The organism is Dyadobacter sp. CY356 (assembly GCF_021440195.1).
GTDB lineage: Bacteria > Bacteroidota > Bacteroidia > Cytophagales > Spirosomataceae > Dyadobacter.
The window spans coordinates 1450894-1476553 of record NZ_JAJTSZ010000001.1; the positions used below are offsets into that span (position 1 = coordinate 1450894).

Below are 25660 nucleotides of genomic sequence, written 5' to 3' on the forward strand. Positions count from 1 at the left end.
TCAAAAAATCAATAACCTTTATGCCTGATCAAAAGGGAGACAAACCGCTGGAAAACGGGAAAAAGATTAGTCGCAGAACACTTCTCGGCGGTGCAGCAACCGCCGCTGTGGTTTTGGCCCAAACAGCCTCGGGGAAAAGTTTTCAGGCTGCCTTAACAAAATCTGAACTGCATTTGCTTGAAGATCCGACGAAAGTTCCGGGAGTTCCGCCGGGAACTTTGGGAACAAGATCACCTTTTGAAAAACCTGTCAAAGCACCTTCAGATATTTCGTCCCGAACGCCATTGCAGGATTTATTTGGAACCATAACACCCTCTGATCTTCATTTTGAAAGAAATCATAATGGAGTTCCTGCTATTGATCCTGCAAAATATGAGCTTATCATTCACGGGATGGTGGATAAACCGATGGTTTTTACACTCGCTGATCTAAAACGTTTTCCTTCTGTTTCAAGGATTGCTTTTCTGGAATGTTCCGGTAATTATCGTGGTGCTGCGGATGGGAAAATTACCCCGCAGCAGCTATGCGGGCTAACCAGCCAGAGTGAATGGACCGGGGTTAAACTTTCCACATTATTTCGGGAAGTGGGCGTCAGTCCAAAATCGACCTGGTTTTTGGCAGAAGGCGGTGATGCTGCGGTTATGACCAGAAGTGTACCGGTAGAAAAAGGCTGGGATGACGCCATAATCTGTTATGCCCAAAATAGTGAAGCGATCCGGCCGGAGCAGGGATATCCCGTGCGTTTATTTCTGCCGGGATGGGAGGGCAATATCAATGTAAAATGGCTGCGAAGGATCGAACTTTCCGATCAACCTTTTCAAACACGTCAGGAAACTTCTAAATATACCGAAGCAATTGGTGGCGGAAAGATCCGTCAGTTTAGTTTTACGATCGATGCCCGGTCCATAATCACTTATCCTTCCTATCCGCAAAAAGTAGAAAAGGGATGGATTGAAATACGTGGCATTGCATGGAGCGGCAGAGGTAAAGTCGTTCGTGTTGAAGTTAGTACAGATGCCGGCAAAACCTGGAAACCAGCAGAATTGCAGGGTCCGGTCATGGACAAATCCCATACCGCTTTTCGTTATTTGTGGAACTGGAACGGCCAGTCAACCGAAATTCTAAGCAGAACGGTGGATGAAACAGGTTATGTTCAACCATTCTTGAAAGATCTGCTGGCGGCCCGTGGCGGAAACATGGGTTATCACTACAATCCGGTCACTGCCTGGTATATTCAAAACGATGGACAGGTTTTGTTTAAAGCAACTTAAATATTTTGTTGGCATTGTTTATTTGGAATGCCAAGTCAATACAAATGAAAAATACCCAATATGATGCAGTCGTTGTCGGCTCTGGACCGAATGGATTGGCTGCGGCTATTACACTTCAACAAGCGGGACTTTCTGTATTACTTGTGGAAGGGCGGGATACTCTTGGAGGCGGTATGCGCACTGCTGAGCTGACGCTTCCAGGCTATCATCATGATGTCTGTTCTGCAGTTCATCCAATGGCTGCCATTTCGCCATTTTTCACATCAATTCCGCTAAAAGAGCATGGATTTACACTGATAGAGCCAACCTACGCTGCTGCGCATCCTTTTGACGATGGTACAGTGGCTTTGCTGAAAAACTCGCTGGAAGAAACTGCCGACGGACTTGGTGAAGATCGCGATGCATACCTTTCATTGATAAAAAATTCAGTTAGAGATTTGCCAAAACTCTTGCCTGATATACTAGGGCCATTTCCTATTCCCAGATATCCGATTGCACTGGCATCTTTTGGTTTGAAAGCTTTGCCACCAATCAGCTGGACGGCAAACCGGTTTAAAACCAAACAGGCACGCGGCCTGTGGGCAGGAGTTGCGGCTCATGCGGTCCAGCCTTTTAACAATATCGCATCCTCCGCTATTGGGCTTGTGATGACCTCGGCGGCTCATATTGGTGGCTGGCCAATCGTAGAAGGTGGCTCACAATCCCTTGCCAACGCGTTGGCTTCGTACTTTATTTCTCTTGGAGGAAAAATTCAGACAAGCCTGTTTGTTAAATCCATAGACGAATTACCTTCTTCAAAGGCAGTACTTTTTGACGTTGGGCCCAGGCAGCTCATTTCAATCGCTGGGAACAAGCTTGGAACTTCTTACATCAGCAGATTGAAAAAGTTTAAGTACGGTATGGGTGTTTTTAAAATAGATTGGGCACTCAACGAACCGATTCCTTTTACCAACAAACATGCATCCGGGGCAGGTACAGTGCATCTTGGCAATACTTTTGAAGATATCTCATACAGTGAAAAAATAACCACGGAGGGCAGGCACTCTGATAAACCGTATGTACTATTATCGCAGCCCAGTTTGTTTGATAAAACCCGTGCCCCCGAAGGAAAACATACGGCCTGGGCTTATTGCCACGTCCCCAACGGCTCTCAGGTTGATATGACCAATATTATTGAAAATCAGATTGAACGATTTGCACCCGGTTTTAAAGATACAATCCTGAAAAGAAGTACGTTGAACACGATGCAATTGCAGGAATATAATCCGAATTATGTAGGCGGTGATGTTGTCGGTGGACTTCAAAACCTGGCGCAGTTATACAGCCGCCCTGTTTTGAGTTTATCTCCTTACAGGACTCCTGCAAAAGGAATTTACTTATGCTCAGCTTCGACTCCTCCGGGTGGTGGGGTACATGGTTTATGTGGTTATCATGCGGCAAAACAGGCATTAAAAGACCTGTTTGGAAATGTCCATTAGTCCGTTTTCTACCTTAAAAATATTTCGCAAGCACATTTTTCCTCCACACATGTTATCAAAAAAGCAAAATACAGCAGGAGTGATTCTATTCGAATGTATTAAGATCTGGGGGCCGCCGCTGCGGTATAATCGGAAAAGACTTCATTCTGCCCTTGATACATGTCGCCAAAAGAATTTGACGAACTTTTGAATACGCAGGGAATTGAGGCTTAACATTTTGCCCTCTTTATTATTGCAATTCCATATGTATGTGAACAGACTTTGACGAAGGCAATAATCTTATTCGCTAATCGATTTATTTTCTATTTAAAGTTAATGCAACCACCGGTTTTTTAACTGCAGGCGCTCGCCTTTTTTTCAATTAACTCTGTTGGCGTAAGGCCAAATGTTTTTTTGAAGGTGAATGAGAAATGCGACAGGTTTTCAAAACCAACTTCCAGATAAACTTCCGAAGGCCGCATCTGTCTTTTTGAAATAAGATAATGTGCTTGCTCCAATCGCTTTTGTTGTAACCACTTTTCTGGCGTCGTTTCAAAAATCTTTGTGAAATCCCGTTTGAATGTAGACAGGCTGCGTCCTGTAAGTTTGGAAAAGGTGAGTAGGGGAATGTTGTACATGAAATTGTGGTTCATGTACATTTCCAAATCGATCTTATGCGGCGGCTGAAAATCAAACAAAAGCTTTTGGTAAATATCGCCGCTTTGAAGCAGCAGTTCAATGGCTTCAAGGGTTTTGAGCTCCGCCAGCTTTGCTGTCAGTTTTTCCGGACGCTGCGCGTAGGGCACTAATGAATCAAAAAATCCTTTTAAAAATACATCGCCTGTCAGCTCCATCATCGCTTTTCCTTTGTATGCACCTTGTTTGGCAACATCGTTTTCAAAGGCATATTGGTGCAGCGTTTTTTGATCAAGAAATATGCTGATCAATGCAGGCGGATCACCATTTGGACCCGCTTTTTTTAATTTTTTGAACAATTCATTCCGGCGCATCAGACAGATAGTGCCTTCCTTCATCACAAATGTTCCTTCGTTCGAAAAGTAGTAGGATTCCCCTGAAAGCATGATGCCTAATGCATGTTCAGGAAAGTAATGTTCGCTGCTTTGCGTCTTTTGGTGACCTTGTGCATATAGGACATTATGTTGAACAACGACGTTTTCCATTTTGCTCAATTCCATTGTGGTTATTTTATTTGGCTCATGATCAACCTATCCATTTGCTTGTCAGATAGAATCCTTCTCAAAAATAGCAAAAGCGAGGAAGCCATTTGCGAAGTTGTATACCGGGTTTTGGGACTTTTAGCTTCTATTCCGCTCCTGACCAGTTTGGCGATCACTTCTGGCTCTGCTATATCTTTATTTAACCGGGTAAATACATTGTGTGTTTTTGCCGCCAGGTCTTTGTAAACTGTATGGCTGGATACTTTCATGAGAAGGTCAGTGGCAACATTGCCCCATTCAGATCTGGTGGCACCCGGCTCAACAACGATCACGTCAATGCCAAACTGCTTCACTTCACTTCGCATACTATCGCTCAATGCTTCCAATGCAAATTTGCTTGCATGGTACCAACCTCCTAAGGGAAAAGCAATCTTACCGCCAACAGAAGAAATGTTCACAATCTTGCCGTACTTGTTTTCCCGCATTTTAGGCAAAACCAGTTGCGCCAAACGCATAGCGCCAAATACGTTCACTTCTAATTGATAACGGGCGTCTTCCATCGAAATGTCTTCAATTGCTCCTTCTAAACCAAAGCCTGCATTGTTAACTAAAATTTCAATACTTCCTGCTTCTTGCAAAATTTGATTAACGCACGCCGTCACGCTATCGTCTTTAGTTACATCAAGTGCGATCGGTTTGATGCCCCAGGATTTCAACTCTTCCATTTTGTCGGTCCTGCGCGCAGCACCATACACATTATAACCATTTTGAGCGAGATAAATTGCAGTCGCTTTGCCAATTCCAGCCGAAGCCCCTGTCACTAATACTGTCTTTTTCATTTTGTCTAAGTTTTCATTTGCTAAAATTTATATGACAAAGGTAACTTAGGCCTGATGGCACGGGTTTGTTGAAAAGTCCAAGTTTGTATGCTGACAAGGTCAAATGCAGGATACTTTGACCACGAATATTTCTGTAACAGTTCTTGCAGGCTAAGTATTAGTCTATTCAAGCCAGGAATATCGATACTGTTGGTTGTATTACATTCAATGTAGTGTGTTAGCCACCAATGGCTTTGTCACGCTTATATCGGTAATAGGGTTTTGTTCTTTATTTATAACGATAATTAGTATAACCGATGAATTGAAATCTCACCGGTTACAAAGTCAACTGAACTAGATTTAGAGGTTACAAGGATGTGCATCTTCCGAGCCTGTAACACTACCAGTAGGGCTATTTAAATCAAGTACCGCAAGGACAAGCAGTTTATTTCGATTTCAACGGTATTAGTACCTAGCAAGTCATTCATTGCTGTTGCCGTAAAGCCGGGTCTTGCGGCGCGAATCTTTATTTCAGTATCTTCCAGTTCAACAACAAGTGCTAGCGTTATAACGTTTAAAGCGGCTTAAGTGACAGGGGAGGTTGCTCCAAAATACGAATGGTGATATTTCATTGATGGGGGTTGAAGGAATACTATATGTAACCATTATTTTTTTAATATTAACTAATAGTTTTTGAGAGTCAATGGTATCACAGATAGTCCAAAGTCGGGTAAATCGGCTGTTTCCATCGTGATTCCTTCTTCGGAATGTTTGCCAAGTGTCTTCGTCGGTTCAATGCTTGTTTGAAACGCCAGGTTTTGATTGGTCAAAATATATTCCTGCAATTCATGTTCATATTGATCAAAGGCAGCTTGCAGATCTTCTTTATGAGCGGCTATCTCACCTGCTAATACATATGCACCTACCATCGCAACTGAGGTACTTTGACCAAGCGAAAGCGACACGCTGTATCCAGCATCTCCAACTAAGGCCACTCGTCCTTTTGACCATGTATCCATAATCGTTTGGTTTACAGCATCAAAATAGAAATTAGTTGAGCTATGCATCAGTTCCTTTATTTTTGAAATCATGCCCCCGATCTCAGGAGCAGCCTTTTCCATAATCAGTTGCTTTTGAGTGTTAATGTCCCGATGGTCATATTTCAAAGGCTTATCCGAACTGAATCCAAGATACGCCCTGGCTTCATCTGCTCGCTCCTTGGCTATGCATACTGCAAGTGGAGTGCCTTCGTGTTGAAAGATCATTTCCCAATACTCAAGGTCGAAATAATTCGGAATTGTAAATATCGCAACGTAATGTCCTAGATAACGTACAAATTTTTCGTCATCGCCAAAAACAATTTTGCGCACGTTTGAACGTATTCCGTCTGCACCTATAACAAGGTCAAAACGCTGTGAAGCTGCATGGGCAAATGTTACATTAACTCCTGATTCATCCTGATCAAGTCTCACAATGCTATCACTGAAAATATAGTTTGCCTGACTTCCGACAGCCTGAAACAGAACATTACACAGGTCGTCCCGTAATATCTCAACATCTGCGCTGTCATGCCTGCCACCAGTAAGTGTTTGCTTTATGTTTTGATAGATCTCTTTTCCGGATACAGCGTCAACAACTGACATTCCTTTCAACTTTGTGCTGTTCTGGCGTATGTCATTTAATATTCCCATTCTTCCGGCCACTTCTAATGCTGGTCCACGGACATCGACAGCCTGCCCCCCTGGACGTATATGTGGTGCGCGCTCAACGAGGGTAACTTTAAAGCCATACTTCGACAGCCAAAAAGCAGTGCTAAGTCCTGCAATACTTGCACCCGAAATTAATACAGTATGCCTAGCATTCGTTTCTTGTAAATGTTCCATTTTATTGCTATTTGTTTTCAATACAAAGGAACTTGATATAACCAGGCGAAACAAAGGCAAGCAAGGGTAAGTATTGGACTAATCAGGGTTTTGGCTTCGAAATGTTAAGGCGGTTACTCCTGTAACCTTTGTAAACAGCCGTGAAAAATATGGATAGTCTTCATAACCTAGTTCAAAAGCAATTTCTTTAACCGATAAATCAGAATAACAAAGCAAACGTTTTGCTTCCAGGACGATACGCTGTTGGATCTGATACGAGACGGAGTGGCCGGTTGTACTTTTGATACATTCATTCAAATAATCTGAAGATATATTGAGGGAATTAGCGTATTCTGACGGTTTTTTTAAAGTCTTAAACCTATCCTCTAAAACTCTGTTGAACGTTTTGGTGATTATTTCAAATCGTGATAGCGTGTCCGTTGAGCTGAATTGCGCTAGATACTGAGAAGCAACCAATCCGACTATTGTATTGCAACTATCTTTTAGTAAAGAATGATATAATTTTTCATTGATTCTTTCAAACAGATTTATGCAGAGTGATACTGCCTTGGAGATAACTAAAAACGACTCTTTATCTAACGTTAATGGTTTAGCGGGCATGATGGCTCGCAATAATTTCAGATATTCAGGATTAAGATTTTCATTACTAATTACCCAGAAGCTGAGCGTTACATTTTCAAGTGCCCCTAAACGATGTACTTGGTTAGGGTGAATATAGATTACAGACTGGGGTTTTATTGTATGCTTTTGAAAATCAACTTCTATGGGAGTACTTCCTTTTTCCTGAAGGAAAAATAAATGATAGTCGTCCCGGTGTAAGTGCTCTGCTTGCTCGAAAGTGCGCAAATCCTTAATTGATGCTTTTCCAATAGCAATCCCTGCGCCGAACTTTTCAGCCATGGTATTCACAGGAATGAATGCAGCTTTTTTAGGCATTGTTCTAATTTTTCTTTAAAAGAGCAGCATTTTGCCTCACACATTGTAGTTTCGAAAATTCTACCCATAGATAATTAGCTGCATATCTTGGTAGTTAGTACAAAGATCGTGCAAAATGCCTTAGGATCAAATTAAGACAGAATGGTAGCCCATTAGTTGGGAAAATCGTTTAGCCCATAGGCAAGACTTTGCGGCTTAGTACATTATATCACTTTGTAAGCACCTTTTTTTTTACGGCCATAGGTGTGCTTGTGACAAAATTAAGTTCTGTTTTGAGCCGGTATTTACATCAGTAGTAAAGCCGCAGGTGCCGCATGGAAGGTTTTAGCTATCTTTTAATTTCAATAAGCAACACCCAAGCATCAAAAACAGCTTTAATGAAAGATAAAATCATCGCCGGAACTATCCAATAAAATCCAGTACCGTGAAAAAACAACAGGGAAAGTCCGGCTAAGACATAAGGAAGGATTGCAAGTTGATCAAAAAGCAAATTAAAAAGATATACGCTTTTAAATTCCTTTAAAGCTTTCAGATATATTTTCAGATCAGCCCTGGTTACTAGAACCCAAACCAACAACCCAAATCCTATAATTTCGTAACCTATTAAGTTATGGTTCTCCTTGGGAACGAGCAAAAAAACTGAAAAAATCAAAATGGATACTAATAAGATTAAAGCTACTGATGCCTTAAGAATTAGAATCGGAAATGATAAGATCTGTGTGAGGTTGATTGAAATTCCAACAAATATTAATCCGGTCAGTGCTGCCGCTGCACCTGCAGTGGCAACATAAAAATCATTCCATTCAGTCAAATTTGAAGTCATATTCTTTTGATTTTCGGGTATTGGGTTGTTTGCCTAAATAATTTTGTAATAGTTAAGGCGATTCTTTTTTTTATGCATATGGCATCCTGTCAAGTAAGTCCTGATAATTCAAACTAGTCAACAATATAAAACTATCTTAACATTGTATTACATCAATAGGCGTAAACCCGTATACGAATTCAGTGTACGGGTTTACGGTTAAAGTTCGATTTTAACTACGTTCGTGATCTATTCGCAAATTGTGATCGCTGGACTGGGAAATATTAAGGAATGTGCAGGACCGCTCCCGGAACAACCACGCTCCCGTTTCATAGACAAGCCGATCATCGTAGGTTGCCAGGCTTTGATAAAAAGATCCGTCGTGACCGGAAGCACTTTCCGATAGGATCCAGCGCGCAGTGGCTGTCTTTCCTGAGATTGTGACTACACCTGAGTGCAGCATCTGGCAAAAGAAACGCTTGTCCGCTGCAAGTGTCGAAAAAAGCTTTGAATTATTATCGCGACCTCTACTCTCTATTGTGAAAGGTGCAGATAGCAACCAAGCACCATCCTCTGTCCATAACGATGTAAAACGTTTCACATCCCCAGACGTGCAGATATCTGCAAAGGAAGCAGCCAACGCCCGTATCAGACGCTCGTCCTCCAGGATTTTTAGTCTTTCCTCAGTGCTGTTCATGGCTTTGCTGAGCGTAAAGTTTCGGCGTTTGGGCTTCTCTGTATACCGCTAACTAGCCGGTCCCAGTTTCCGTGCGCAATAGCTTCCTTGTCAGCCACAGATAGCTCGGCTTGCTCCAGGAAAGCGCGTGCACCATTCTCAATGCCGCTTTGGTATGGCCAATCCTGGGAGAACATCATTTGGTTAACGCCAACAATCTCAATTGTGCGAGATAAATACTGCTGGCTGAAGATGCCACTTGGCGTGTAATAGACGTTCTGTTTGAAGTAATCGATTATTGGGCGCTCCAGTTTGAGGCCAGCGTGGTTTAGCTGTGCGATGCGATCCATGTAAAATAGTACTACTTCGCCCCAGTGGCCAACAATCACCTGGAGTTTCGGACACCGGTCAAAGACCCCGCCCAGCACCATACGCAGGAGCTGGATTCCCGTCTCGTAATGCCAACCTATAGCGCCCATAGAAAGCATGATGTCCGCTACCTTGCTAGTACCCGAATAATAGGCATCGCGCACCCTGGCTGGGGGAAGCTGCGGGTGCAGGTAAAGTGGTGCATTTAAAGCTTCAGCAGCCTCGTAAATTGGATCGAAATCGCGATGATCCATATTGCGCTCACGGACACGTCCATTTAGTAGCGCCCCTTTCAGCCCAAGCTCATGTACAGCACGTTGCAGTTCTTTTGCTGCTGCGGCCGGATCAGGTGCAGGAAGCGTTGCGAAACCGTCGAAGCGATCAGGTCGTTTTTTAATGGCACCCTTCAAGATGTCATTGAAGTCTCTGGCAACCAATATGGCGTCTGCTGGCTCAAAATTCTGAACACCGGGTGACGGCAGTGACAGCACCTGAATGTCGATGCCTGCATCGTCCATTGCTTGAATGCGGATATCCTCCAGATCTTCCAACTGCCTGGCATATTGATTGCTATTTAAGGAGACTGTGAAGTCTTGTTTGTCAGCGGTTGCCTTCCAGGCCTCACTTACCCGGCCGGGTACAAAGTGTTCCTCTAAAGCTATAATTTTCATATTTCTGGTCTTTTATAGTTCTTTACCCTTGCTTATATTAACCAATGTGTTCCGATAAAAAATCAGCTGTACGCTGATCCGCGAAAGCCGCTGCGGCTTCCGATCTACGTTTGCCTAGGGTGCAAGCAAAACCATGGTGTTCGCCTGGGTAGTCATAGATCGAGATCTGCGGGTTACTCTCAAAAGCAGCATGAATTTGCGTCTGAATCTCTTTGCCCACATGTTCATCGAACTCAGGCATATGCAACATGAGCGGATTTCTGATGGCGTCTTTTTCGTCAAGCATGCGCTCGATCTGCACACCGTAGTAAGATACGGCAGCATCGATATCTGTTCTGGCCGAAGCATATGCTGCCATACGCCCGCCGAGACAATAGCCGACCAAGCCAACCTTTAACTTACTGCCTACGATCTCTCGAGCTTTGTTTATAGTGCTCTGCACATCATGTACTCCCTTATCCGTATTAAAACGTATGACGACATCCACGGAACGTTTCATGTTGGATTTTACGTCCGGGTCCAATTCCATACCTGGGTCCAGACGCCAGAAAAGGTCAGGTGCAATCGCCAGGTAACCGCTTTGGGCCAAAAGGTCGCAACGCCACCGAATGTCAGTATCGACTCCGAATATTTCTTGAATAACCAGAACGGCTCCTCGTGGTCTCCCCTCAGGCTCTGCCACATACACATTGAACTTGCCGACGCCGTCGTAGGAATGTATCTTTGTTGTAAAACTCATATATAAAAATCGTAAAACCGTACTAAGTGGTACGGTAACTACAAACGTACTAAATGGTACGGTAAAATGCAAGCAATTTAATTATGTCAAAAGATCTGCAACAACAAGCACGCCGTAAGACAATCCTGGAGGTTGCTGGACAGCACTTCCTTTTACATGGGTATGGTGGCACTACGATGTCGGCGATTGCTTCTGCATCTGGTGGGTCAAAAGAAACACTATGGCGGTATTTTCCTAATAAAGAGATTCTTTTTGCTGCCTATATCGAGCATGCTACTGCTGCTTTTCGGGGCAGGTTAGCTCCTGACCTTGACTCCAATATTCCCTTGGAAAAAGCGCTCAGAGACTTTGCGAAACACTACATCGAAGAAATATGTTCGCCAGAATCAGTTGAATTGCATCGACTTGCAGTCAGCGAGAGTTCACGTTTTCCAGAAATAGGTAGGTTGTTTTATGAACGTGCGCCGAAGGCAACTGAGGAGCTTCTGGCCGACTTTTTGGAAAAACAAATGGTTACTGGAAGCCTGCGAACGGCAGATTCCAATAGAGCTGCTAGGACGCTCATACAACTCTGCATGATGGCAAGATATCCGGTGATTTTCTGTATCCAAACGGCTGCCGACATAGACGCAACCGGATTGGCTCGGACTAGTATATCTGATTTTATGAGTATTTATGGAAATGTATAAAGAAACGGTAAGTATTTGAGAAGCTATACGTAAATTTTCTGTATGAATATATTCGGATTTTGTGCGAATTGAGTATTGGGACCTGAAACTAAAAGTACTGTTTATTGTGAGCGTTTTTGAACATACCTTAATGTTATTTATGATCTTCAAACCATTTTACAATTAAGGGATACAGATCCGAAACTGTCTGTCCGTTTCTTCGTTTCTTGTAGATATTCAACAAGTACTGATTGAAGGTCCTGAATTCTTTGAATCCTCTGATATCTACTTGCCTTTTTTCAATACTTGCAATGAGTTTATCTTGTTCATCAGCAGGAGCATAGTCGAAATACCGTAAACTGACTAACGCCCAACTAACATATTCATTAAAGCAGGAATATGGATTATTATAGTACAGTGCTGCGGGTTTACCCTTTTCATTCCAGATGGCCAGATCAGAAAAAGCACTGGCAAGTGCTGTTCGGTATTGGGTTTTTTCTCCTTCGGGATTGATGAAGCAATGATTCAGCTCCGTAAATACAATATTGCCTTTCCTAACATTGAGTGCATTGGATGAAAATTCCTTCTCATCAGTTTTATCTGGGTATGGAAAGTTTACATGAGCCTGGGCTTCCTTAAAACCATTATTCTCAAACCATGAAGCGGATTGAATATTACCAACCAACGGTGAAAATATCACTTTTAGTGAATTATAACGTGTGGTTGGGAAATTTTTTGTCAACCATCTTTGCATTTCCTGCAAGCCAATAGAATCTCTGAAGGTTTAGATTTGAGAATTATAAAAAGGGATGTTTTTCTGATAAAATTCTGGAAATTTTGACTTATTACTGAACACTTGTAAATCGTTGATATAGGGTTCCAGTGTATTAACCAGCCCGTTACTGATACGGTTGTACACCTTACTTTTCCTTATTTTTCCGTTAGGAGCTAACTCAAATGCATAGGCGTCCATTTTTAGTGCTACAAAAGTCATTAAGTTAGAGGACAGAACCGAATCTATTCTCTTTACTATTTTCTCGCCTTTGTTCTTATCAAACCAAGCCAGTAAGTCCAGATGATATTTTGTGTTCTTGACTATCAAGCCCTCATCTTTTTTTCCAAAGCCAGTCAATGCCGCAACAATATTGAAAAGTTCATATATCTGTGGAATTTCAACGAAAGATTTACCGTCATGAGATTTAACGTATCGCGTGTTGAATTGAGCATAGGGCACTACTTTAATGCCTTCAATTTGCGTAAATGCAGTATCTTTTTCATTAAGTACTACAAGAAATTGATACTTTCTGTCAGCTTTTACTTTAAAACGTATCGAATCAGAATCAGATATAAAAGTTACCCATTTGTATTTATTGTCAATGAATGATTTGAAGATGTCTGGTTTTGTTTTTGGATCTATATTCCATCGCCCTTTCCTTAATTCGTTACCATCCCGAATATCCAAACTTGTACTTCTTGACTTTAGCACTGGTAACTTTTGAGCGAAACTGTTTGCAGTCATTCCTAATAATAGAAGAAATAAAAGTCTATTCAAGTGAATCATGGGTTGCTATTATATCCTGGGGTATTTTGTTAAATATGTTATCAATTGATAGCCTCTTAGTCATCTACCAGGATAATATAACTTAAAAATATCAGTACCAGGCAAAGAAACATAATCATTATAATAATTGATGCTTGCCGATAAGCTGTTGGATAGAGATTCTTCATCCTGCGAAGTCTTGTTAATGAGATCCAAAACTATGATTCCACAACGAAAAAACTGGCTTTTTTGCCGGCGTACTCATTTTCAATTGAGGTAACAGTTCAATTGAACAACCGGTGTCCGCTGTATAGACTACTTTATTTTTTGATGGTGTTATTTCTCGCTGTCCTGAAAAACGGTCGTTTGTCTGAGATAGCCCATGCAGGATTACTTATTTGGGAAATTAGGGCTTTCTCAAATTTTTAAATTGTCTGCGTTTTAGGGACACTCACAGTATTTGTCTATCTGAATTTGATAAATTTGTAGAATGAAAGCATTTATAAATTTCTTGTTGCAATTTGGAGTTCTGAATCAACAGCAGATTTGACGTGGTTCCGTTTTGGTTTACACTTTTGCGGGTTAGTATAATATTTAAAATCTCAATTCTCATCCAGTTTGCCGATAGTATTCTGCTTCAAAGGCAACCGGGTTCAAATAGTTTAGGGACGAATGTAGCCTCCTGGTATTGTAATAGCCGTCAATATATTCAAAAAGGACAGTTTTTAGTTTTTCCAGACTCTCATATCCTCCTTTCGGCATAGCCAATTCCGCCTTGAGTCTGCTCCAAAATGACTCTGCCCATGCATTGTCATACGGATCGTCAGCACGAGACATACTTTGTTTCAGCTTGAAGGTCTTGACCAACTGCTTCATTTTATTAGACAGATATTGTCCACCGCGATCAGAATGAATAATCATACCTGGTTTGACTCTTCGCCTCAAAAGAGCCCTTTCCAATGGTTCCCTAACAAGACTGTCCTGCATATTTTCACCTAACTGCCAGCCCACTATTTGACGCGAGAACAAATCCATCCAAACGCATAGGTAGGCCCATTTGCCGCCTTTTAGAGGCATGTATGTGATATCAGAAACCCAGACACTATTTGGTTTTATTGGTTTGGGTTGACCCAGTAAAAGATTGGGAGACACCCGTTTCCCATGTCCACTATCGGTCGTCCTTGGAATAAATTTCCGCGGTTGAATAGCTCTCAAGCCTTCTTTTCGCATGATTTCAGAAACTTTCCTGCGACCAATGGATATCCCTTTCTGTTTTAAGGACTCATGAATGCGCCTGCTACCATATCGCTTCCAATTTTGGATAAATTCGGCCCGTATTTCATGCCTTGGCCGATTGTATTTTTTGTCCGCATTGTGGCTTTCTCCACGTCGATAGCGATAATATGCTGTCCTGCTAACTTCGAAAAGTGTGCATAAATAATTGACCTTTTGTGTCCGAGAGAGTGAATATATCAGCTCATAGACGTCTCTGAGTCGGACTGGCTCAAGAGACCTAAGGCCTTTTTTAAAATTTCGCGGTCGGTTTTTAGGCGCGCATTTTCAGCACGTAATTTAGCAACTTCTGCGGTCAGCTTCGCCGACTTGTCGTTGCCATTTTCTCCGGGAGTCGATTTTATCTTTTTTGTTGCCATTCTTTTCCAACGATAGAGAAGATTCTCGGCAATTCCAAATGCTTCCGAGATTTCCTTTGCACTTCTACCGGAAGCCAGCATTCTTATCACTTCCTGCTTAAAATCAGCATCATAACTCTTACGAATTTTAACTGTTTTTTTGTCTTTCATCTTGCATCACGATGTGCAAAAATGTGTGCCGCTTTTTGGAGCCACCTCAATTGACTTAATTATAAGCAAATCAATAAATATAGAACTTAAAAAGGGCGAATTTTTTTGGGAAGCAGGGAAAACTTCAAAATACGTGGGTTTTATTACGGACGGAATTCTCCGTGTTTATTATTACAGCGAAAAGGGAGAAGAAGTTACAAACTATTTTGTTGATGAAAATCATTGGCTTTCAGATTGGGATAATCCAGATAAAAGCGTCACACCTATCGCAAATCTACAAGCAATTACCCACTGCTCGTTTATTGTATTCTTAAAAAAAGATTGGAATGAATTATTACAAGCTATTTTTGAATTAAATGACATCATTCAAAAAATAATTATAAAGCATAAGTCAAAAAAACTGGAAAGAAGGAGTCCATTAATTTCAGAAGATACGACTGAACGATATCTGTCTTTCTTAGAACAGTATCCAAACATTGTCAATCGTATTCCTTTGTCCTATGTTGCATCATATCTAGGGATGAAACAACAATCATTAAGTAGAGTGAGAAAAAATATTCGCTAACCACTTTTTCACAAATGTGAAAAAATTTTATTTTTTGTTGAAGCAACTTTGCAAGGTTAAAGTTTTAAATCAACATAAAAATGAAAAAAGTATTCATTACAGGAGCCAATAAGGGAATTGGCTTTGCAACAGCAAAACAACTTTTGCAGAAAGGATTTTATGTATATCTTGGTTGTCGCAGCCAGGAGCGAGGTCTACATGCTTTGGAACAATTAAGGTCAGAAGGATTGACCAACGCCGAAATTCTTCAAATTGACATTACCAATGATGAGTCTGTAAAAAATGCCCGAACTGAACTTGGTAAAAAAGCAGAAAAAATTGACATATTAATCAACAACGTAGGCATTACTGGAAATATGCCGCAAGATGCCCTGAGCGCAACAGTTTCAGAATTTGAGAAAGTTTTTGATACTAATTTATACGGAACTCTACGGGTCGTTCAGTCATTTAAAGATTTATTGGTAAAATCTGAAGAACCACACATTATCAACATCAGTTCAAGTATAGGCTCGCTAACGCTTCACAGCGCAAGAAGTTGGAAATATTACGAAAATGCCAATCTTTTTATGATTTATGCCGTTTCAAAAGCTGCACTTAATATGTATTCCATTTCGCTTGGCAACCAACTTCCAAAGTTCCGAATTAATCTTATTGATCCGGGATTTATAAGAACCGACCTTACAAATAATCAAGGAAATGGAACACCTGATGAAGCTGCAAATACTATTGTGAAAACAATTTTAGATAAAAGTATACCAACAAGGAAATTTGTAAGCGAAGACAATAATTCTGAAACTCAAGAGTGCCCGTGGTAAGAATGTACGGAATATAAGGGTAAAAGAAAGGTGGTAAAGGAAGCTATTGATCTACTCTCAACAAATTATCGTATTAAGAAAAATCTTTTAAGCACCAGATTCAATACAAGAGACATTGAACGTGTCGAAGTGTTAAAAAATGCTGGTACAGCGGGTATTTATGGAATTCGGGGAGGTAATGGTGTTATTGCTTTTTACTCCATGGGTGCACGGTCTATGCAGCAAAGCGGGAAACAAAACCAGGGTATGACACCGGTTCAATTTATTGGTTATCCAACAGTACAGCGCGAATTTTATGTGCCCCGCTACGATACGGTCAGCCCCACTTCCGGTCCTGTTGATGATCGTGATGTCCTTTACTGGAAACCCATGATACAAACCGATAATCAGGGAAACAGCCAGCTGCGTTTTTCCACTGTCAGATCTCGTGCGGACGCTACGCATGGTTATACAGGGCGTTACGGCTGATGGTCGTCCGGTGCTGGGCATTGGGTTAGTCCAGGTTCAATAAAGGAGTGCGATATGTCCGGTATGCTATAGGCGTATTCTGAGCAAGCAACATCGATTAAGAAATTCGTTGAGGTTGGAAAGTATAAAACCTGTTAGAAACTGAGCGTAATTAAACGTAGTTTTAATAAAGCCATTAGCAATTCGCTGAAATATGCTTTTCTTAATACCAGAAAAGAAAATATTTACGTGTTTTGAAACAGACCAGGCTAAGTCATTTCGTATTTATTATATCGGATGAGGTAATTGGTTTAGGGCCAAACTTTAAAGTAGGTCGGATTGATTCTTTTATATTAATATTTATAATGGGATTATGTGACGATTTGGAAGTTGAACCTGCCATCCAAGTTTTCAGGAGCAACCATTCAATTTAATTTTGGTTATACTCCTCCGGAAATCAATGAAGAGCATATACAATGTACATTAGATGGATAGAGTTTGGAAATTTGCTAATGAGACTGAGCAGCCATTCGATGTTCTATTCGGTATATTTCCTTTTTTGAACGCGAATTTGTAAGCTTTTTTTAAGACTGTGCAGTTGCATCCATCCGGAAAAGAAAGGAAAAAATCAAATTGCAACGGGCTCGTAAATTCGGATTTCGCATCCGTTTCCCGGGATAAATATCCGTTTTCCGGTTGATTATCCTTATCGACATTTAATCATCCTTGCTGAAATTCTCCATCGGCAAATGCTTACTTCGCATGCAAGATGATGAAGTGGTTCAAGTTGTTGTTAACGCAATGAATTAATGAAAACTCATATTTGGTATCTGATTTACGAACGATAAAAACCGTATATGATCATGCCAACCAGTATGGATTCAATCATCCAGATGGTGCGTGCGTGCGAATGTGAGATCCGTCGAATTAGCCAGTGGCCTACCAGGCATACAGCAGTAAAAAGCAGGCCGAGAACAATTTCGAGCGGATAGTCGCGCTTTTGGTCCGGCGTTCCATAAAGCACGTAGAACAGTCCATGAGAAATTTCATACAGGCCCAGCAATGCTCCCAGCACAAGAGGCGAGATCCAGCTTAATAACTTATCAATATTCATACTTTTAAGCTGTTATTGGCAAAGTACTTCAAAAAAAATGGTCTAATGCACATGGCTTTGATAAGTTACTAATTCCCAATAACGGTTTATCCCTAACAGAATTGTACAATGGAGGAAACAAAAAAAAGGCCTGCCGCGGTAGATCTGTATAGTCTGTGGCAGGCTGTTGACCTGGCGGAAGAAGTGGGAAAAAGATCGGGATAAAGTCAATTTCTGCGTAAAATGCCGCTGTATGAAATCAAAGCGACATTTTCAGGGCATATATCATTTTATGCAAATGGCTAATACAGTGGGAATAAATGATGAGATAGGTTCAAGATCATTTCCTTATCTTAACGGATCCGGAGCAAAGATCGCCTTCTTCGATACCTGTCAGCCAGACCTTTAACGTTTTGATTCTTTCATTAGTGAGTTGTGTCTTTAAGCTAAAAATACACGAAGCATATACACTTCCATAGTAACCAGGGGCTCGATTAGGGTACCTGGCTTTTATTTCTGCATCTCGAAATTGAATCCAGAGACGTTGAGCCATCTTTAAATTCTTAACGAATTCTTTATTGGACCTGTACTCAATAAGAACCTTTTGGTAAACAGCGTTAATCTCCTTCTCCGCTTTTGCGTATTGATTGCTTTCATCCTGGGCAAATACTGTATTCAGGGATGTTGTGAAAATGATAATGACACTTAGAAGTTTCTTCATTGCAACGATAAATTTGAATAAGAAAAGTGATGCTATTTCAATCCTTTGGAGTAATAATCGACTCATCAGGGATATAATAGGTATTTCATCCGTATTGCCTTAAACTTTTGCAAGCCTGGTTCCCAGCTTTTTCTGATTTTTGCTTCGGATACGCCGGCGATGATCTGTTTTCTTAATTGATCAGTACCGATGCGTAAATCGAATGCTGATATGTCCTGGTTTGCTCTTGCGGGCGTAAAGAAGGTAGCCTTGTCCGGGTAGGCATTGTATAATTCAATTAACCATGACAAATTAATTTGCCTGCTTTTAAATAGCTTATCAATATCATAATTACCGAGATTCAGACCATAACAAACAGAATCTTTGTGATTGGGCTTTTCGCTCATTCCGGAAATACTTACCGGTTTGTATGAGAATGAATACCTGCCTTTCAGTGCGGGTGCTCCCAGTATGGTAAATGGCATGTAAGTTCCCCGGCCTTCGTTGATAGCCGTTCCTTCAAACATACATAAGCTAGGGAAAAGCATCACAGCCTGTTGTGAATTTAAATTCGGTGAAGGATTCACAGGGAGTACATAAGGCATGTCATGGTCATAGTTTGCCACTTTGATAATCTTTATTTTGCATGGGTTTTTCAGGTATCCCTCACCGTTCAGATATTGAGCAAATTCGCCGATCGTCATGCCATGGGTCATGGGTATATAATGGATTCCGATAGCCGATTTGAACTTATCATCCGTCATGACGGGTCCGTCTACTACGTAGGCATTAGGATTAGGCCTGTCGAGAATGAGCAGTTCTTTTCCATTTTCTGCACAGGCTTCCATTACATATTGAAGCGTATTAATATTAGTGTAATAGCGGCAGCCCACATCCTGAATATCAAAAACCATAAGGTCGATATCTGCCAGCTGCTCATTTGTGGGTTTCTGGTTTTTGCCATATAAAGAGATAATTAAAATACCTGTTTTAGCATCTGTCTCGTTGTTCACCACAGCTCCGTTACTAGCATTACCTCTAAAACCATGCTCAGGTCCAAATACTTTTATAATTTTTATTCCAAGGCTCAATAAACTGTCCACACTACTTACAGAGCCTATCACAGAACTCTGATTGGCAACAAGTCCAATTCGTTTTCCTTTAAGAGCAGTTAAGTATTTTTCAGTTTGGTCAGCACCAGTGATGATTTTGGGCTCTCCGGAATGAACCCGATTCCTGGATGCCAATTGAGCAGCGGATTCAATTTTGCTGATTCCAATGAGTGCTAGAATAAGAATAAAAATATATTTTTTCATTTAAATGTTTCGAGATGACAATTTATGCAATTCCGGATGTTTCTTGGTCACATCGGCTAAATTAGCAAATTTGGCAAAGTCATCATCAGAAAGTAATCACAAGATGCGCTGATATCTATTTGTCTGTCTTACTGTTTTAAAAAAGGAAATGAAAATTACCAGGATTGGTCCCTATCTGACCTAGAAGATATATTAATGGACCCCTATGCGGTGTATCAGGGGTGCTCATCACAATGGAAAATGGGAAAGCACCACAGGGAAATAATTAAGAAAATATAAATATAGGTAGTTGGGCGATGTATTGATATCTATCTGTTTAATCAAACGATATTGCTCGCTATAATTCAACATGCCAAGTTTGAGCAATGTAAATAGTATCGATGAGTTTCAGTCTTAAATTATTCGGTGATATAACCGTACTCTAGCGGCCTTCTATTATTTTCCATTTCGGATATAAAAATATTTGACTATGCCAAATATGAATTAAATTTTAGTGGTTCACCAAACTGTATGTTTTAGACTGGCACGTCAAAATGTCTTTATGAATGGTGATACGTCCTTAAAAGCGTTCCCAGATTATGTTCCGGCCCGACATTCCTAAACTTCTAAGAACGATCATTGCGATTTGCATATTAAATCATACTTTCTAAACCACGCTTTCATTGCTTTAATAAGGTGGTATATTCTCCGAAACACAATTCTGCTTGATGTCTATTTCAGGTAGATTATTTTTTTTATCATCTTGTTGTTGTCCCTAAAAGGACCAATATCTGCGCAAAAAACCGTTAATACTAGAAGTTGATCAATATCCCATCGTAGCATTCAGAAGCCAGCCCTTCCGGTCTTATACTTACTTTTGATCTTTCAGACCAGAAAAACATGCATTGTAGTTGGAGGATTAAAACCTTCATTTTTTTTTATAATACTCCCTGGCATCCTTTGCAGAGGTTCCCACTGGTTCCACTGCTTCAATCAATCTTCCCTTTGAGATGCCCAGCGCCTCAGTCCATTAAGCCGCTTCGTGACTTTCACTTGCATCGATACGGTTACTGTCTGCGGGGCCTTTTTTGTTTTATCGTCAGCCATGATTTTTGTGTTTCGATTTTAAAGAGATTGTATGAAAAATCGTACCTTTCTTTTCTTCTGTGGCACGGGTAAAATAATGGAGCAAGTGAAATTAGCAGAAGAGTACTGTTCCCATCAAGGCAATATCTTTGATTTTGAAGTAAGATGATCTGAGCGTACGTTCTTATAAATTGCAAAGGCGCAGCTTTTAGAGGATCAACAATAGGGGCGCAGCAAACTGTTAAAGACAAGTTATTGGCCGGCAGCCTGAGTATGACCAGGCTCAGAATTGATGGCATCTGCAATTAAACCGGTAAAGCAGAAGTGATTTTGTAGCAGCCAAGTTTTGAAATTAGTTAGCGTGCCTGTCACCGAGACCCCTTAAAATACATGTGATCATAAAAACTGTTTATTAAGCAGAAATTGAACGGGTTTTAAGTAAAAATTACCTTTTTCACCTTTGGTTATTTATCCGGCATCGATATACCGGTAAATTATTGTGATAAAGAAGCAAATTCGCTTTAATAGTATTGCCGGTAATTTATTAATACAAAGACGAAAACGGATTGAAAATCGTGAATAAGTATAAAATCCATTTTGTAATCCTATTGGGTATTTTATTTCTTGTTGGATGTGTCAAGCCATTTTCTCCTCCGGAAATTAATTCGCAGCAGAGTTATCTTGTTATCGATGGATTTTTAAATACAGGCTCTGATACGAGCGTGTTTCTACTTAGCCGGACTCAAAATATTAAACAGGATCATGACCCGGTTATGGAGAGCGGAGCTACTTTAAGCGTAGAAAAAGAATTAGGAGAAGTACATTTGTTTACAGAACTATCACCTGGAAAATATATTTTACCACCTTCTGAGTTTGATCTGCTGCATAAATATAGACTGAAATTAAAAACTGCGAATGGATCTGAATATGCATCTGAATTTGTAAATATTAGCAAGACTCCACCCATAGATAGTATATCCTACAAGATCGAGCCTGTCAGAAATTCGGTCGTCTTTTATGCCAATGCGCATGATGCCGGCAACAAGACTCATTTTTACCGGTGGAAACTTGAAGAGACCTGGGAATACCAAGCTACATACGCCTCTGTACTCGAGGTTGTTGACGGAAAGATTGTTTTAAGAAAGCAGGATATCAATACGTGCTGGCGTACCAGTAAGCCCGCTACTATTATCCTGGGTTCAACCATAAAACAATCCAGCGATATTATAAAGGAACTACCGATCAATGTTGTACCCATTAGTACCAATAAGTTATACAGACAATACAGCTTGCTGCTAAGGCAGTACGCCTTATCTCAGGAAGCATTTGAATACTGGACCGCTCTTTCTAAGACCACGCAGTTGACAGGAAGTCTTTTTGATCCGCAGCCATACCTTCTTACCGGCAATATTAAATGCCTTACCAGCGCTGATGAGCTCGTTTTTGGATATTTCGCAGCGGGTACCGAAGAAAAAAGAAGAATCCTGATTTCGCCCGGGCTTGGCTCGTTCCCAAGATGCGCGGAGCCTGATACGCTTTCGGTCCAATGTTATACCCTTGATAGCGACTGTGCGTACAGGACACAGCAACTGCTGCTGAATTATCATGGTAAATTAAACGATTCTGTAACGGTGGCAAACCCCGAATGCGCCGACTGCAGGCTGCAAGGAGGCACTACTAGCAAACCGGCGTTCATGAAGTGAAAGAAATGCACCGTTTCTGCAAATCAAAAATTTACGCTGGAATGGATCAGTAAAATAAGTTGGTATCAGGGTTATTGCAAGTGTAAAGTTAATTCAGGATTATCACCAAAAAATGTAAAGTAAAATCAGGACGACACAGTCGGTCAAAGTTATTCCGGGAAAGTGAGCCAGTGAATTTTGGTATTGAAGTAATTATAAACACCATCTTTTGTGAAAAACAAAGCAACGGATGGCAAACAAAGTTACTTCAATGCAGACACTGCGCATGATCATACAGATGCTGGATCGGAACATTTCGGAACGTAAAATATCCAGGCAACTTAATCTTTCCCGTAACACGGTTAAATATTACCGTGAACGCTTACTTCAAAGCGCACACAGCTTCAAAGAACTGCAAGCCCTTGGCGACGCAAGTTTTTCTGCTATTCTATATTCTGATACACCTTCGGTTCAGGATGAAGACCAAAGGAAGGAGGATTTATAATACCCAACTGTGCATTTTGATCTGAGCATTTTTTCTGCAGGCTCGCAACTTCGGCCCATATGTATCTATAAAGTGATACCAAATCCCGCCTTAACCGAAGCCAGCAAACGCTTTACTTCAGGCTGTGTATTGAGTAGGTTATGGCTGACACTAACGGAAAGGTCAACATAAGCTTTCCTAAATAATCTTTGTTGAAATCCTGCGGCGGCTCCCAAGCCCAGATGTCTTTTAGGCCTTCCTTCTCCGAGAACAGTTTCACTTTGATAATATACAAATTCGCTGTGTGGCCCCAGATATAATCCTGACAAATTCTGCCCGCCTTTACCATCTCTTAATGCCTGTTTCTGGTCAAGATAGTAACGTAGTTGTAATGATGGCCATAACTGAATGTCGTTACTTACAATTCTGGGAAACGGCGCTGACCCATGAGAAACCATACGCAAGTAATCAAACATTACTTGTCCATTAAATGAGATTGGGCTATTTCCAAACTTCCGCTCATAGGCCAGTCCGATGGTTCCTTGTATAAACTGAGAGGAAAGATACATTTTTGGCCATAAAAGCTTCCATTGCTGACTGACATTTTCGTCACAAAGAAGCACTTCACATAATGCTATATTCTTGTTGCGTTTCCAGTCTCCAAAGGCAAGCCCCATGCTAGTCCGCGAAGCGATCGCAAAATCAGCTGCTTTATGAACACCATAGCCCAATTGCAGTGGATAATGTTCTTTTGGATATTTTTGATAAGAAGCTCCAATTGCAAATTCAATACGGCCATTGTTAAGAAATCTTCGCTGTAAGCCAAATTCAATACCAATAGTTGATGCCTGATAGTTAACCTCTGATTTCCCCCAACGTTTTCCGCCGACGATTGCTACATAATTACCTGTAAAATTATTCACGTTTATGCCTTCCTTAATCCTGCGTCTCATATCATAATACCAGCGTCCGTATATATTCCCATCAAGTGCCCCAACAAAACCGATACTGGTTCCCCATCCACCATTCAGCAAAATATCAGTACCAACTGAAAAAGAGGGAGAGATTTTGTATTCATAGCCCAGGCCATAAGATGTTGTCTGCAAGGCGTTATTATCTACTGCAAAAAGATAGTTTGGTATAAAATTCAGACTCAGTTTGAACATGTGCCTTGTCGGCACTTTTGTCATGAACACATTCTCATACCTGTCAATAAAACGCTGCTGCACTATGGTATCCTGCTCTTCACTGAACTTAATTTTTGTGCTATCCTGGCTATACACAGCGAAGTAGCAAAGCATTAAACAAAATAAATAAATGCATTTTTCCATGTAAGCTATCCGTTATTTGATTGTTAGTTTGCCAAATTCCGTACTGATTGACGTGGTTCCGTTTTGGTTTACACTTTTGCGGGTTAGTATAATATTTAAAATCTCAATTCTCATCCAGTTTGCCGATAGTATTCTGCTTCAAAGGCAACCGGGTTCAAATAGTTTAGGGACGAATGTAGCCTCCTGGTATTGTAATAGCCGTCAATATATTCAAAAAGGACAGTTTTTAGTTTTTCCAGACTCTCATATCCTCCTTTCGGCATAGCCAATTCCGCCTTGAGTCTGCTCCAAAATGACTCTGCCCATGCATTGTCATACGGATCGTCAGCACGAGACATACTTTGTTTCAGCTTGAAGGTCTTGACCAACTGCTTCATTTTATTAGACAGATATTGTCCACCGCGATCAGAATGAATAATCATACCTGGTTTGACTCTTCGCCTCAAAAGAGCCCTTTCCAATGGTTCCCTAACAAGACTGTCCTGCATATTTTCACCTAACTGCCAGCCCACTATTTGACGCGAGAACAAATCCATCCAAACGCATAGGTAGGCCCATTTGCCGCCTTTTAGAGGCATGTATGTGATATCAGAAACCCAGACACTATTTGGTTTTATTGGTTTGGGTTGACCCAGTAAAAGATTGGGAGACACCCGTTTCCCATGTCCACTATCGGTCGTCCTTGGAATAAATTTCCGCGGTTGAATAGCTCTCAAGCCTTCTTTTCGCATGATTTCAGAAACTTTCCTGCGACCAATGGATATCCCTTTCTGTTTTAAGGACTCATGAATGCGCCTGCTACCATATCGCTTCCAATTTTGGATAAATTCGGCCCGTATTTCATGCCTTGGCCGATTGTATTTTTTGTCCGCATTGTGGCTTTCTCCACGTCGATAGCGATAATATGCTGTCCTGCTAACTTCGAAAAGTGTGCATAAATAATTGACCTTTTGTGTCCGAGAGAGTGAATATATCAGCTCATAGACGTCTCTGAGTCGGACTGGCTCAAGAGACCTAAGGCCTTTTTTAAAATTTCGCGGTCGGTTTTTAGGCGCGCATTTTCAGCACGTAATTTAGCAACTTCTGCGGTCAGCTTCGCCGACTTGTCGTTGCCATTTTCTCCGGGAGTCGATTTTATCTTTTTTGTTGCCATTCTTTTCCAACGATAGAGAAGATTCTCGGCAATTCCAAATGCTTCCGAGATTTCCTTTGCACTTCTACCGGAAGCCAGCATTCTTATCACTTCCTGCTTAAAATCAGCATCATAACTCTTACGAATTTTAACTGTTTTTTTGTCTTTCATCTTGCATCACGATGTGCAAAAATGTGTGCCGCTTTTTGGAGCCACCTCA

28 protein-coding genes are annotated in these 25660 nt (G+C 41.0%); 9 read left to right on the forward strand and 19 right to left on the reverse strand.

The annotated features are described in order from the left end of the window. Positions 1-20 precede the first annotated feature (20 nt). Both soxC and LXL81_RS06040 read left to right on the forward strand, forming a co-directional pair. Complete coding sequence (soxC, locus tag LXL81_RS06035; RefSeq protein WP_234645811.1) at positions 21-1271, forward strand: sulfite dehydrogenase; 1251 nt, start codon at positions 21-23, stop codon at positions 1269-1271. A 44-nt stretch (positions 1272-1315) separates the two neighbouring features. Then, positions 1316-2749, forward strand: a complete 1434-nt coding sequence (locus tag LXL81_RS06040) for an NAD(P)/FAD-dependent oxidoreductase (protein ID WP_234645812.1) — start codon at positions 1316-1318, stop codon at positions 2747-2749. Positions 2750-3081: 332 nt separating this feature from the next. On the opposite strand, the gene LXL81_RS06045 is transcribed toward LXL81_RS06040, so the two are convergent. From LXL81_RS06045 to LXL81_RS06080, 8 genes are all read right to left on the reverse strand, one after another. Beyond that, positions 3082-3924, reverse strand: coding sequence for an AraC family transcriptional regulator (locus LXL81_RS06045; RefSeq protein WP_234645813.1), 843 nt, complete (start codon positions 3922-3924; stop codon positions 3082-3084). A 5-nt stretch (positions 3925-3929) separates the two neighbouring features. Next, a complete protein-coding gene (locus LXL81_RS06050) occupies positions 3930-4745 on the reverse strand; it encodes an oxidoreductase (RefSeq protein ID WP_234645814.1) in 816 nt (271 codons plus the stop codon). Positions 4746-5407: 662 nt separating this feature from the next. Continuing rightward, positions 5408-6607 carry an FAD-dependent monooxygenase gene (locus LXL81_RS06055; protein WP_234645815.1) on the reverse strand — a complete coding sequence of 400 codons (1200 nt, stop codon included), beginning with the start codon at positions 6605-6607 and terminating at the stop codon, positions 5408-5410. A 78-nt stretch (positions 6608-6685) separates the two neighbouring features. Beyond that, positions 6686-7543 (reverse strand): AraC family transcriptional regulator, encoded by an 858-nt coding sequence (locus tag LXL81_RS06060; RefSeq protein WP_234645816.1) that lies wholly within the window; start codon positions 7541-7543, stop codon positions 6686-6688. 328 nt (positions 7544-7871) lie between these two features. Beyond that, on the reverse strand, positions 7872-8366 hold the full coding sequence (locus tag LXL81_RS06065; protein WP_234645817.1) for a hypothetical protein: 495 nt from the start codon (positions 8364-8366) through the stop codon (positions 7872-7874). A gap of 211 nt (positions 8367-8577) precedes the next feature. Next, entirely contained in the window at positions 8578-9042 is a 465-nt protein-coding gene (locus tag LXL81_RS29270; protein ID WP_409013853.1) for a nuclear transport factor 2 family protein, read from the reverse strand. Continuing rightward, the gene (locus LXL81_RS06075; protein ID WP_234645819.1) at positions 9039-10061 is read right to left on the reverse strand and encodes an amidohydrolase family protein; all 1023 of its coding nucleotides are present in this window, start codon (positions 10059-10061) and stop codon (positions 9039-9041) included. The genes LXL81_RS29270 and LXL81_RS06075 overlap by 4 nt, the downstream gene beginning before the upstream one ends. 37 nt (positions 10062-10098) lie before the next feature. Further along, entirely contained in the window at positions 10099-10800 is a 702-nt protein-coding gene (locus LXL81_RS06080; RefSeq protein ID WP_234645820.1) for a dienelactone hydrolase family protein, read from the reverse strand. Between the two features lie 83 nt (positions 10801-10883). Between LXL81_RS06080 and LXL81_RS06085 the strand changes: the two genes are divergently transcribed. After that, positions 10884-11489, forward strand: coding sequence for a TetR/AcrR family transcriptional regulator (locus LXL81_RS06085; RefSeq protein WP_234645821.1), 606 nt, complete (start codon positions 10884-10886; stop codon positions 11487-11489). A 133-nt stretch (positions 11490-11622) separates the two neighbouring features. Here LXL81_RS06085 and LXL81_RS06090 read toward each other — a convergent pair whose 3' ends face one another. From LXL81_RS06090 to LXL81_RS06105, 4 genes are all read right to left on the reverse strand, one after another. Further along, positions 11623-12210, reverse strand: coding sequence for a hypothetical protein (locus tag LXL81_RS06090; protein ID WP_234645822.1), 588 nt, complete (start codon positions 12208-12210; stop codon positions 11623-11625). Between the two features lie 42 nt (positions 12211-12252). Then, positions 12253-13020, reverse strand: coding sequence for a DUF4932 domain-containing protein (locus LXL81_RS06095; RefSeq protein WP_234645823.1), 768 nt, complete (start codon positions 13018-13020; stop codon positions 12253-12255). A 597-nt stretch (positions 13021-13617) separates the two neighbouring features. After that, on the reverse strand, positions 13618-14484 hold the full coding sequence (locus tag LXL81_RS06100; RefSeq protein WP_255713663.1) for an IS3 family transposase: 867 nt from the start codon (positions 14482-14484) through the stop codon (positions 13618-13620). Beyond that, positions 14481-14810 carry a transposase gene (locus LXL81_RS06105; RefSeq protein WP_234645824.1) on the reverse strand — a complete coding sequence of 110 codons (330 nt, stop codon included), beginning with the start codon at positions 14808-14810 and terminating at the stop codon, positions 14481-14483. Before LXL81_RS06105 ends, LXL81_RS06100 begins: the two co-directional genes overlap by 4 nt. Between LXL81_RS06105 and LXL81_RS06110 the strand changes: the two genes are divergently transcribed. The 3 genes from LXL81_RS06110 to LXL81_RS06120 all read left to right on the forward strand — a co-directional run bounded on the left by LXL81_RS06110 (position 14800) and on the right by LXL81_RS06120 (position 16658). Continuing rightward, positions 14800-15375 (forward strand): Crp/Fnr family transcriptional regulator, encoded by a 576-nt coding sequence (locus tag LXL81_RS06110; protein ID WP_234645825.1) that lies wholly within the window; start codon positions 14800-14802, stop codon positions 15373-15375. The two genes, LXL81_RS06105 and LXL81_RS06110, sit on opposite strands and share 11 nt — an antisense overlap. Positions 15376-15455: 80 nt before the next feature. Next, positions 15456-16190 (forward strand): SDR family NAD(P)-dependent oxidoreductase, encoded by a 735-nt coding sequence (locus LXL81_RS06115; RefSeq protein WP_234645826.1) that lies wholly within the window; start codon positions 15456-15458, stop codon positions 16188-16190. A gap of 30 nt (positions 16191-16220) precedes the next feature. Next, positions 16221-16658, forward strand: coding sequence for a hypothetical protein (locus tag LXL81_RS06120; RefSeq protein WP_310589550.1), 438 nt, complete (start codon positions 16221-16223; stop codon positions 16656-16658). Between the two features lie 814 nt (positions 16659-17472). Here the strand turns inward: LXL81_RS06120 and LXL81_RS06125 are convergent. Next, the gene (locus LXL81_RS06125; RefSeq protein WP_234645827.1) at positions 17473-17751 is read right to left on the reverse strand and encodes a hypothetical protein; all 279 of its coding nucleotides are present in this window, start codon (positions 17749-17751) and stop codon (positions 17473-17475) included. 166 nt (positions 17752-17917) lie between these two features. Between LXL81_RS06125 and LXL81_RS29135 the strand changes: the two genes are divergently transcribed. Further along, positions 17918-18139 (forward strand): hypothetical protein, encoded by a 222-nt coding sequence (locus LXL81_RS29135; protein WP_310589552.1) that lies wholly within the window; start codon positions 17918-17920, stop codon positions 18137-18139. Here LXL81_RS29135 and LXL81_RS06135 read toward each other — a convergent pair. From LXL81_RS06135 to LXL81_RS29275, 3 genes are all read right to left on the reverse strand, one after another. Beyond that, complete coding sequence (locus LXL81_RS06135) at positions 18071-18451, reverse strand: lysozyme inhibitor LprI family protein (RefSeq protein ID WP_234645828.1); 381 nt, start codon at positions 18449-18451, stop codon at positions 18071-18073. The genes LXL81_RS29135 and LXL81_RS06135 overlap by 69 nt on opposite strands. A gap of 65 nt (positions 18452-18516) precedes the next feature. After that, complete coding sequence (locus LXL81_RS06140) at positions 18517-19746, reverse strand: exo-beta-N-acetylmuramidase NamZ domain-containing protein (protein ID WP_234645829.1); 1230 nt, start codon at positions 19744-19746, stop codon at positions 18517-18519. Positions 19747-20653: 907 nt separating this feature from the next. After that, the gene (locus tag LXL81_RS29275) at positions 20654-20743 is read right to left on the reverse strand and encodes a hypothetical protein (RefSeq protein ID WP_409013862.1); all 90 of its coding nucleotides are present in this window, start codon (positions 20741-20743) and stop codon (positions 20654-20656) included. A 643-nt stretch (positions 20744-21386) separates the two neighbouring features. Here LXL81_RS29275 and LXL81_RS06145 point away from each other — a divergent pair. Continuing rightward, positions 21387-22514 carry a DUF4249 domain-containing protein gene (locus LXL81_RS06145; protein ID WP_234645830.1) on the forward strand — a complete coding sequence of 376 codons (1128 nt, stop codon included), beginning with the start codon at positions 21387-21389 and terminating at the stop codon, positions 22512-22514. 229 nt (positions 22515-22743) lie between these two features. Next, positions 22744-22998 carry a LuxR C-terminal-related transcriptional regulator gene (locus LXL81_RS06150; protein ID WP_234645831.1) on the forward strand — a complete coding sequence of 85 codons (255 nt, stop codon included), beginning with the start codon at positions 22744-22746 and terminating at the stop codon, positions 22996-22998. A gap of 65 nt (positions 22999-23063) precedes the next feature. On the opposite strand, the gene LXL81_RS06155 is transcribed toward LXL81_RS06150, so the two are convergent. The 3 genes from LXL81_RS06155 to LXL81_RS06165 all read right to left on the reverse strand — a co-directional run bounded on the left by LXL81_RS06155 (position 23064) and on the right by LXL81_RS06165 (position 25611). After that, complete coding sequence (locus LXL81_RS06155; RefSeq protein ID WP_234645832.1) at positions 23064-24308, reverse strand: hypothetical protein; 1245 nt, start codon at positions 24306-24308, stop codon at positions 23064-23066. A 110-nt stretch (positions 24309-24418) separates the two neighbouring features. Next, positions 24419-25285: an IS3 family transposase gene (locus tag LXL81_RS06160; protein WP_255713663.1), complete on the reverse strand. Its 867-nt coding sequence runs from the start codon at positions 25283-25285 to the stop codon at positions 24419-24421. Next, positions 25282-25611: a transposase gene (locus tag LXL81_RS06165; protein WP_234645824.1), complete on the reverse strand. Its 330-nt coding sequence runs from the start codon at positions 25609-25611 to the stop codon at positions 25282-25284. Before LXL81_RS06165 ends, LXL81_RS06160 begins: the two co-directional genes overlap by 4 nt. Positions 25612-25660 lie beyond the last annotated feature (49 nt).

Bases quoted from the DNA above. Each gene is read 5' to 3' on its own strand.
- LXL81_RS06080 (WP_234645820.1), bottom strand. From the start codon at position 10,800: ATGAGTTTTACAACAAAGATACATTCCTACGACGGCGTCGGCAAGTTC.
- LXL81_RS06105 (WP_234645824.1), bottom strand. From the start codon at position 14,810: ATGAAAGACAAAAAAACAGTTAAAATTCGTAAGAGTTATGATGCTGAT.
- LXL81_RS06050 (WP_234645814.1), bottom strand. From the start codon at position 4,745: ATGAAAAAGACAGTATTAGTGACAGGGGCTTCGGCTGGAATTGGCAAA.
- soxC (WP_234645811.1), top strand. From the start codon at position 21: ATGCCTGATCAAAAGGGAGACAAACCGCTGGAAAACGGGAAAAAGATT.
- LXL81_RS06155 (WP_234645832.1), bottom strand. From the start codon at position 24,308: ATGGAAAAATGCATTTATTTATTTTGTTTAATGCTTTGCTACTTCGCT.
- LXL81_RS06135 (WP_234645828.1), bottom strand. From the start codon at position 18,451: ATGAAGAAACTTCTAAGTGTCATTATCATTTTCACAACATCCCTGAAT.
- LXL81_RS06150 (WP_234645831.1), top strand. From the start codon at position 22,744: ATGGCAAACAAAGTTACTTCAATGCAGACACTGCGCATGATCATACAG.
- LXL81_RS06165 (WP_234645824.1), bottom strand. From the start codon at position 25,611: ATGAAAGACAAAAAAACAGTTAAAATTCGTAAGAGTTATGATGCTGAT.
- LXL81_RS06115 (WP_234645826.1), top strand. From the start codon at position 15,456: ATGAAAAAAGTATTCATTACAGGAGCCAATAAGGGAATTGGCTTTGCA.
- LXL81_RS06045 (WP_234645813.1), bottom strand. From the start codon at position 3,924: ATGGAATTGAGCAAAATGGAAAACGTCGTTGTTCAACATAATGTCCTA.
- LXL81_RS06075 (WP_234645819.1), bottom strand. From the start codon at position 10,061: ATGAAAATTATAGCTTTAGAGGAACACTTTGTACCCGGCCGGGTAAGT.
- LXL81_RS06125 (WP_234645827.1), bottom strand. From the start codon at position 17,751: ATGAATATTGATAAGTTATTAAGCTGGATCTCGCCTCTTGTGCTGGGA.
- LXL81_RS06085 (WP_234645821.1), top strand. From the start codon at position 10,884: ATGTCAAAAGATCTGCAACAACAAGCACGCCGTAAGACAATCCTGGAG.
- LXL81_RS29270 (WP_409013853.1), bottom strand. From the start codon at position 9,042: ATGAACAGCACTGAGGAAAGACTAAAAATCCTGGAGGACGAGCGTCTG.
- LXL81_RS06060 (WP_234645816.1), bottom strand. From the start codon at position 7,543: ATGCCTAAAAAAGCTGCATTCATTCCTGTGAATACCATGGCTGAAAAG.
- LXL81_RS06065 (WP_234645817.1), bottom strand. From the start codon at position 8,366: ATGACTTCAAATTTGACTGAATGGAATGATTTTTATGTTGCCACTGCA.
- LXL81_RS06055 (WP_234645815.1), bottom strand. From the start codon at position 6,607: ATGGAACATTTACAAGAAACGAATGCTAGGCATACTGTATTAATTTCG.
- LXL81_RS06040 (WP_234645812.1), top strand. From the start codon at position 1,316: ATGAAAAATACCCAATATGATGCAGTCGTTGTCGGCTCTGGACCGAAT.
- LXL81_RS06140 (WP_234645829.1), bottom strand. From the start codon at position 19,746: ATGAAAAAATATATTTTTATTCTTATTCTAGCACTCATTGGAATCAGC.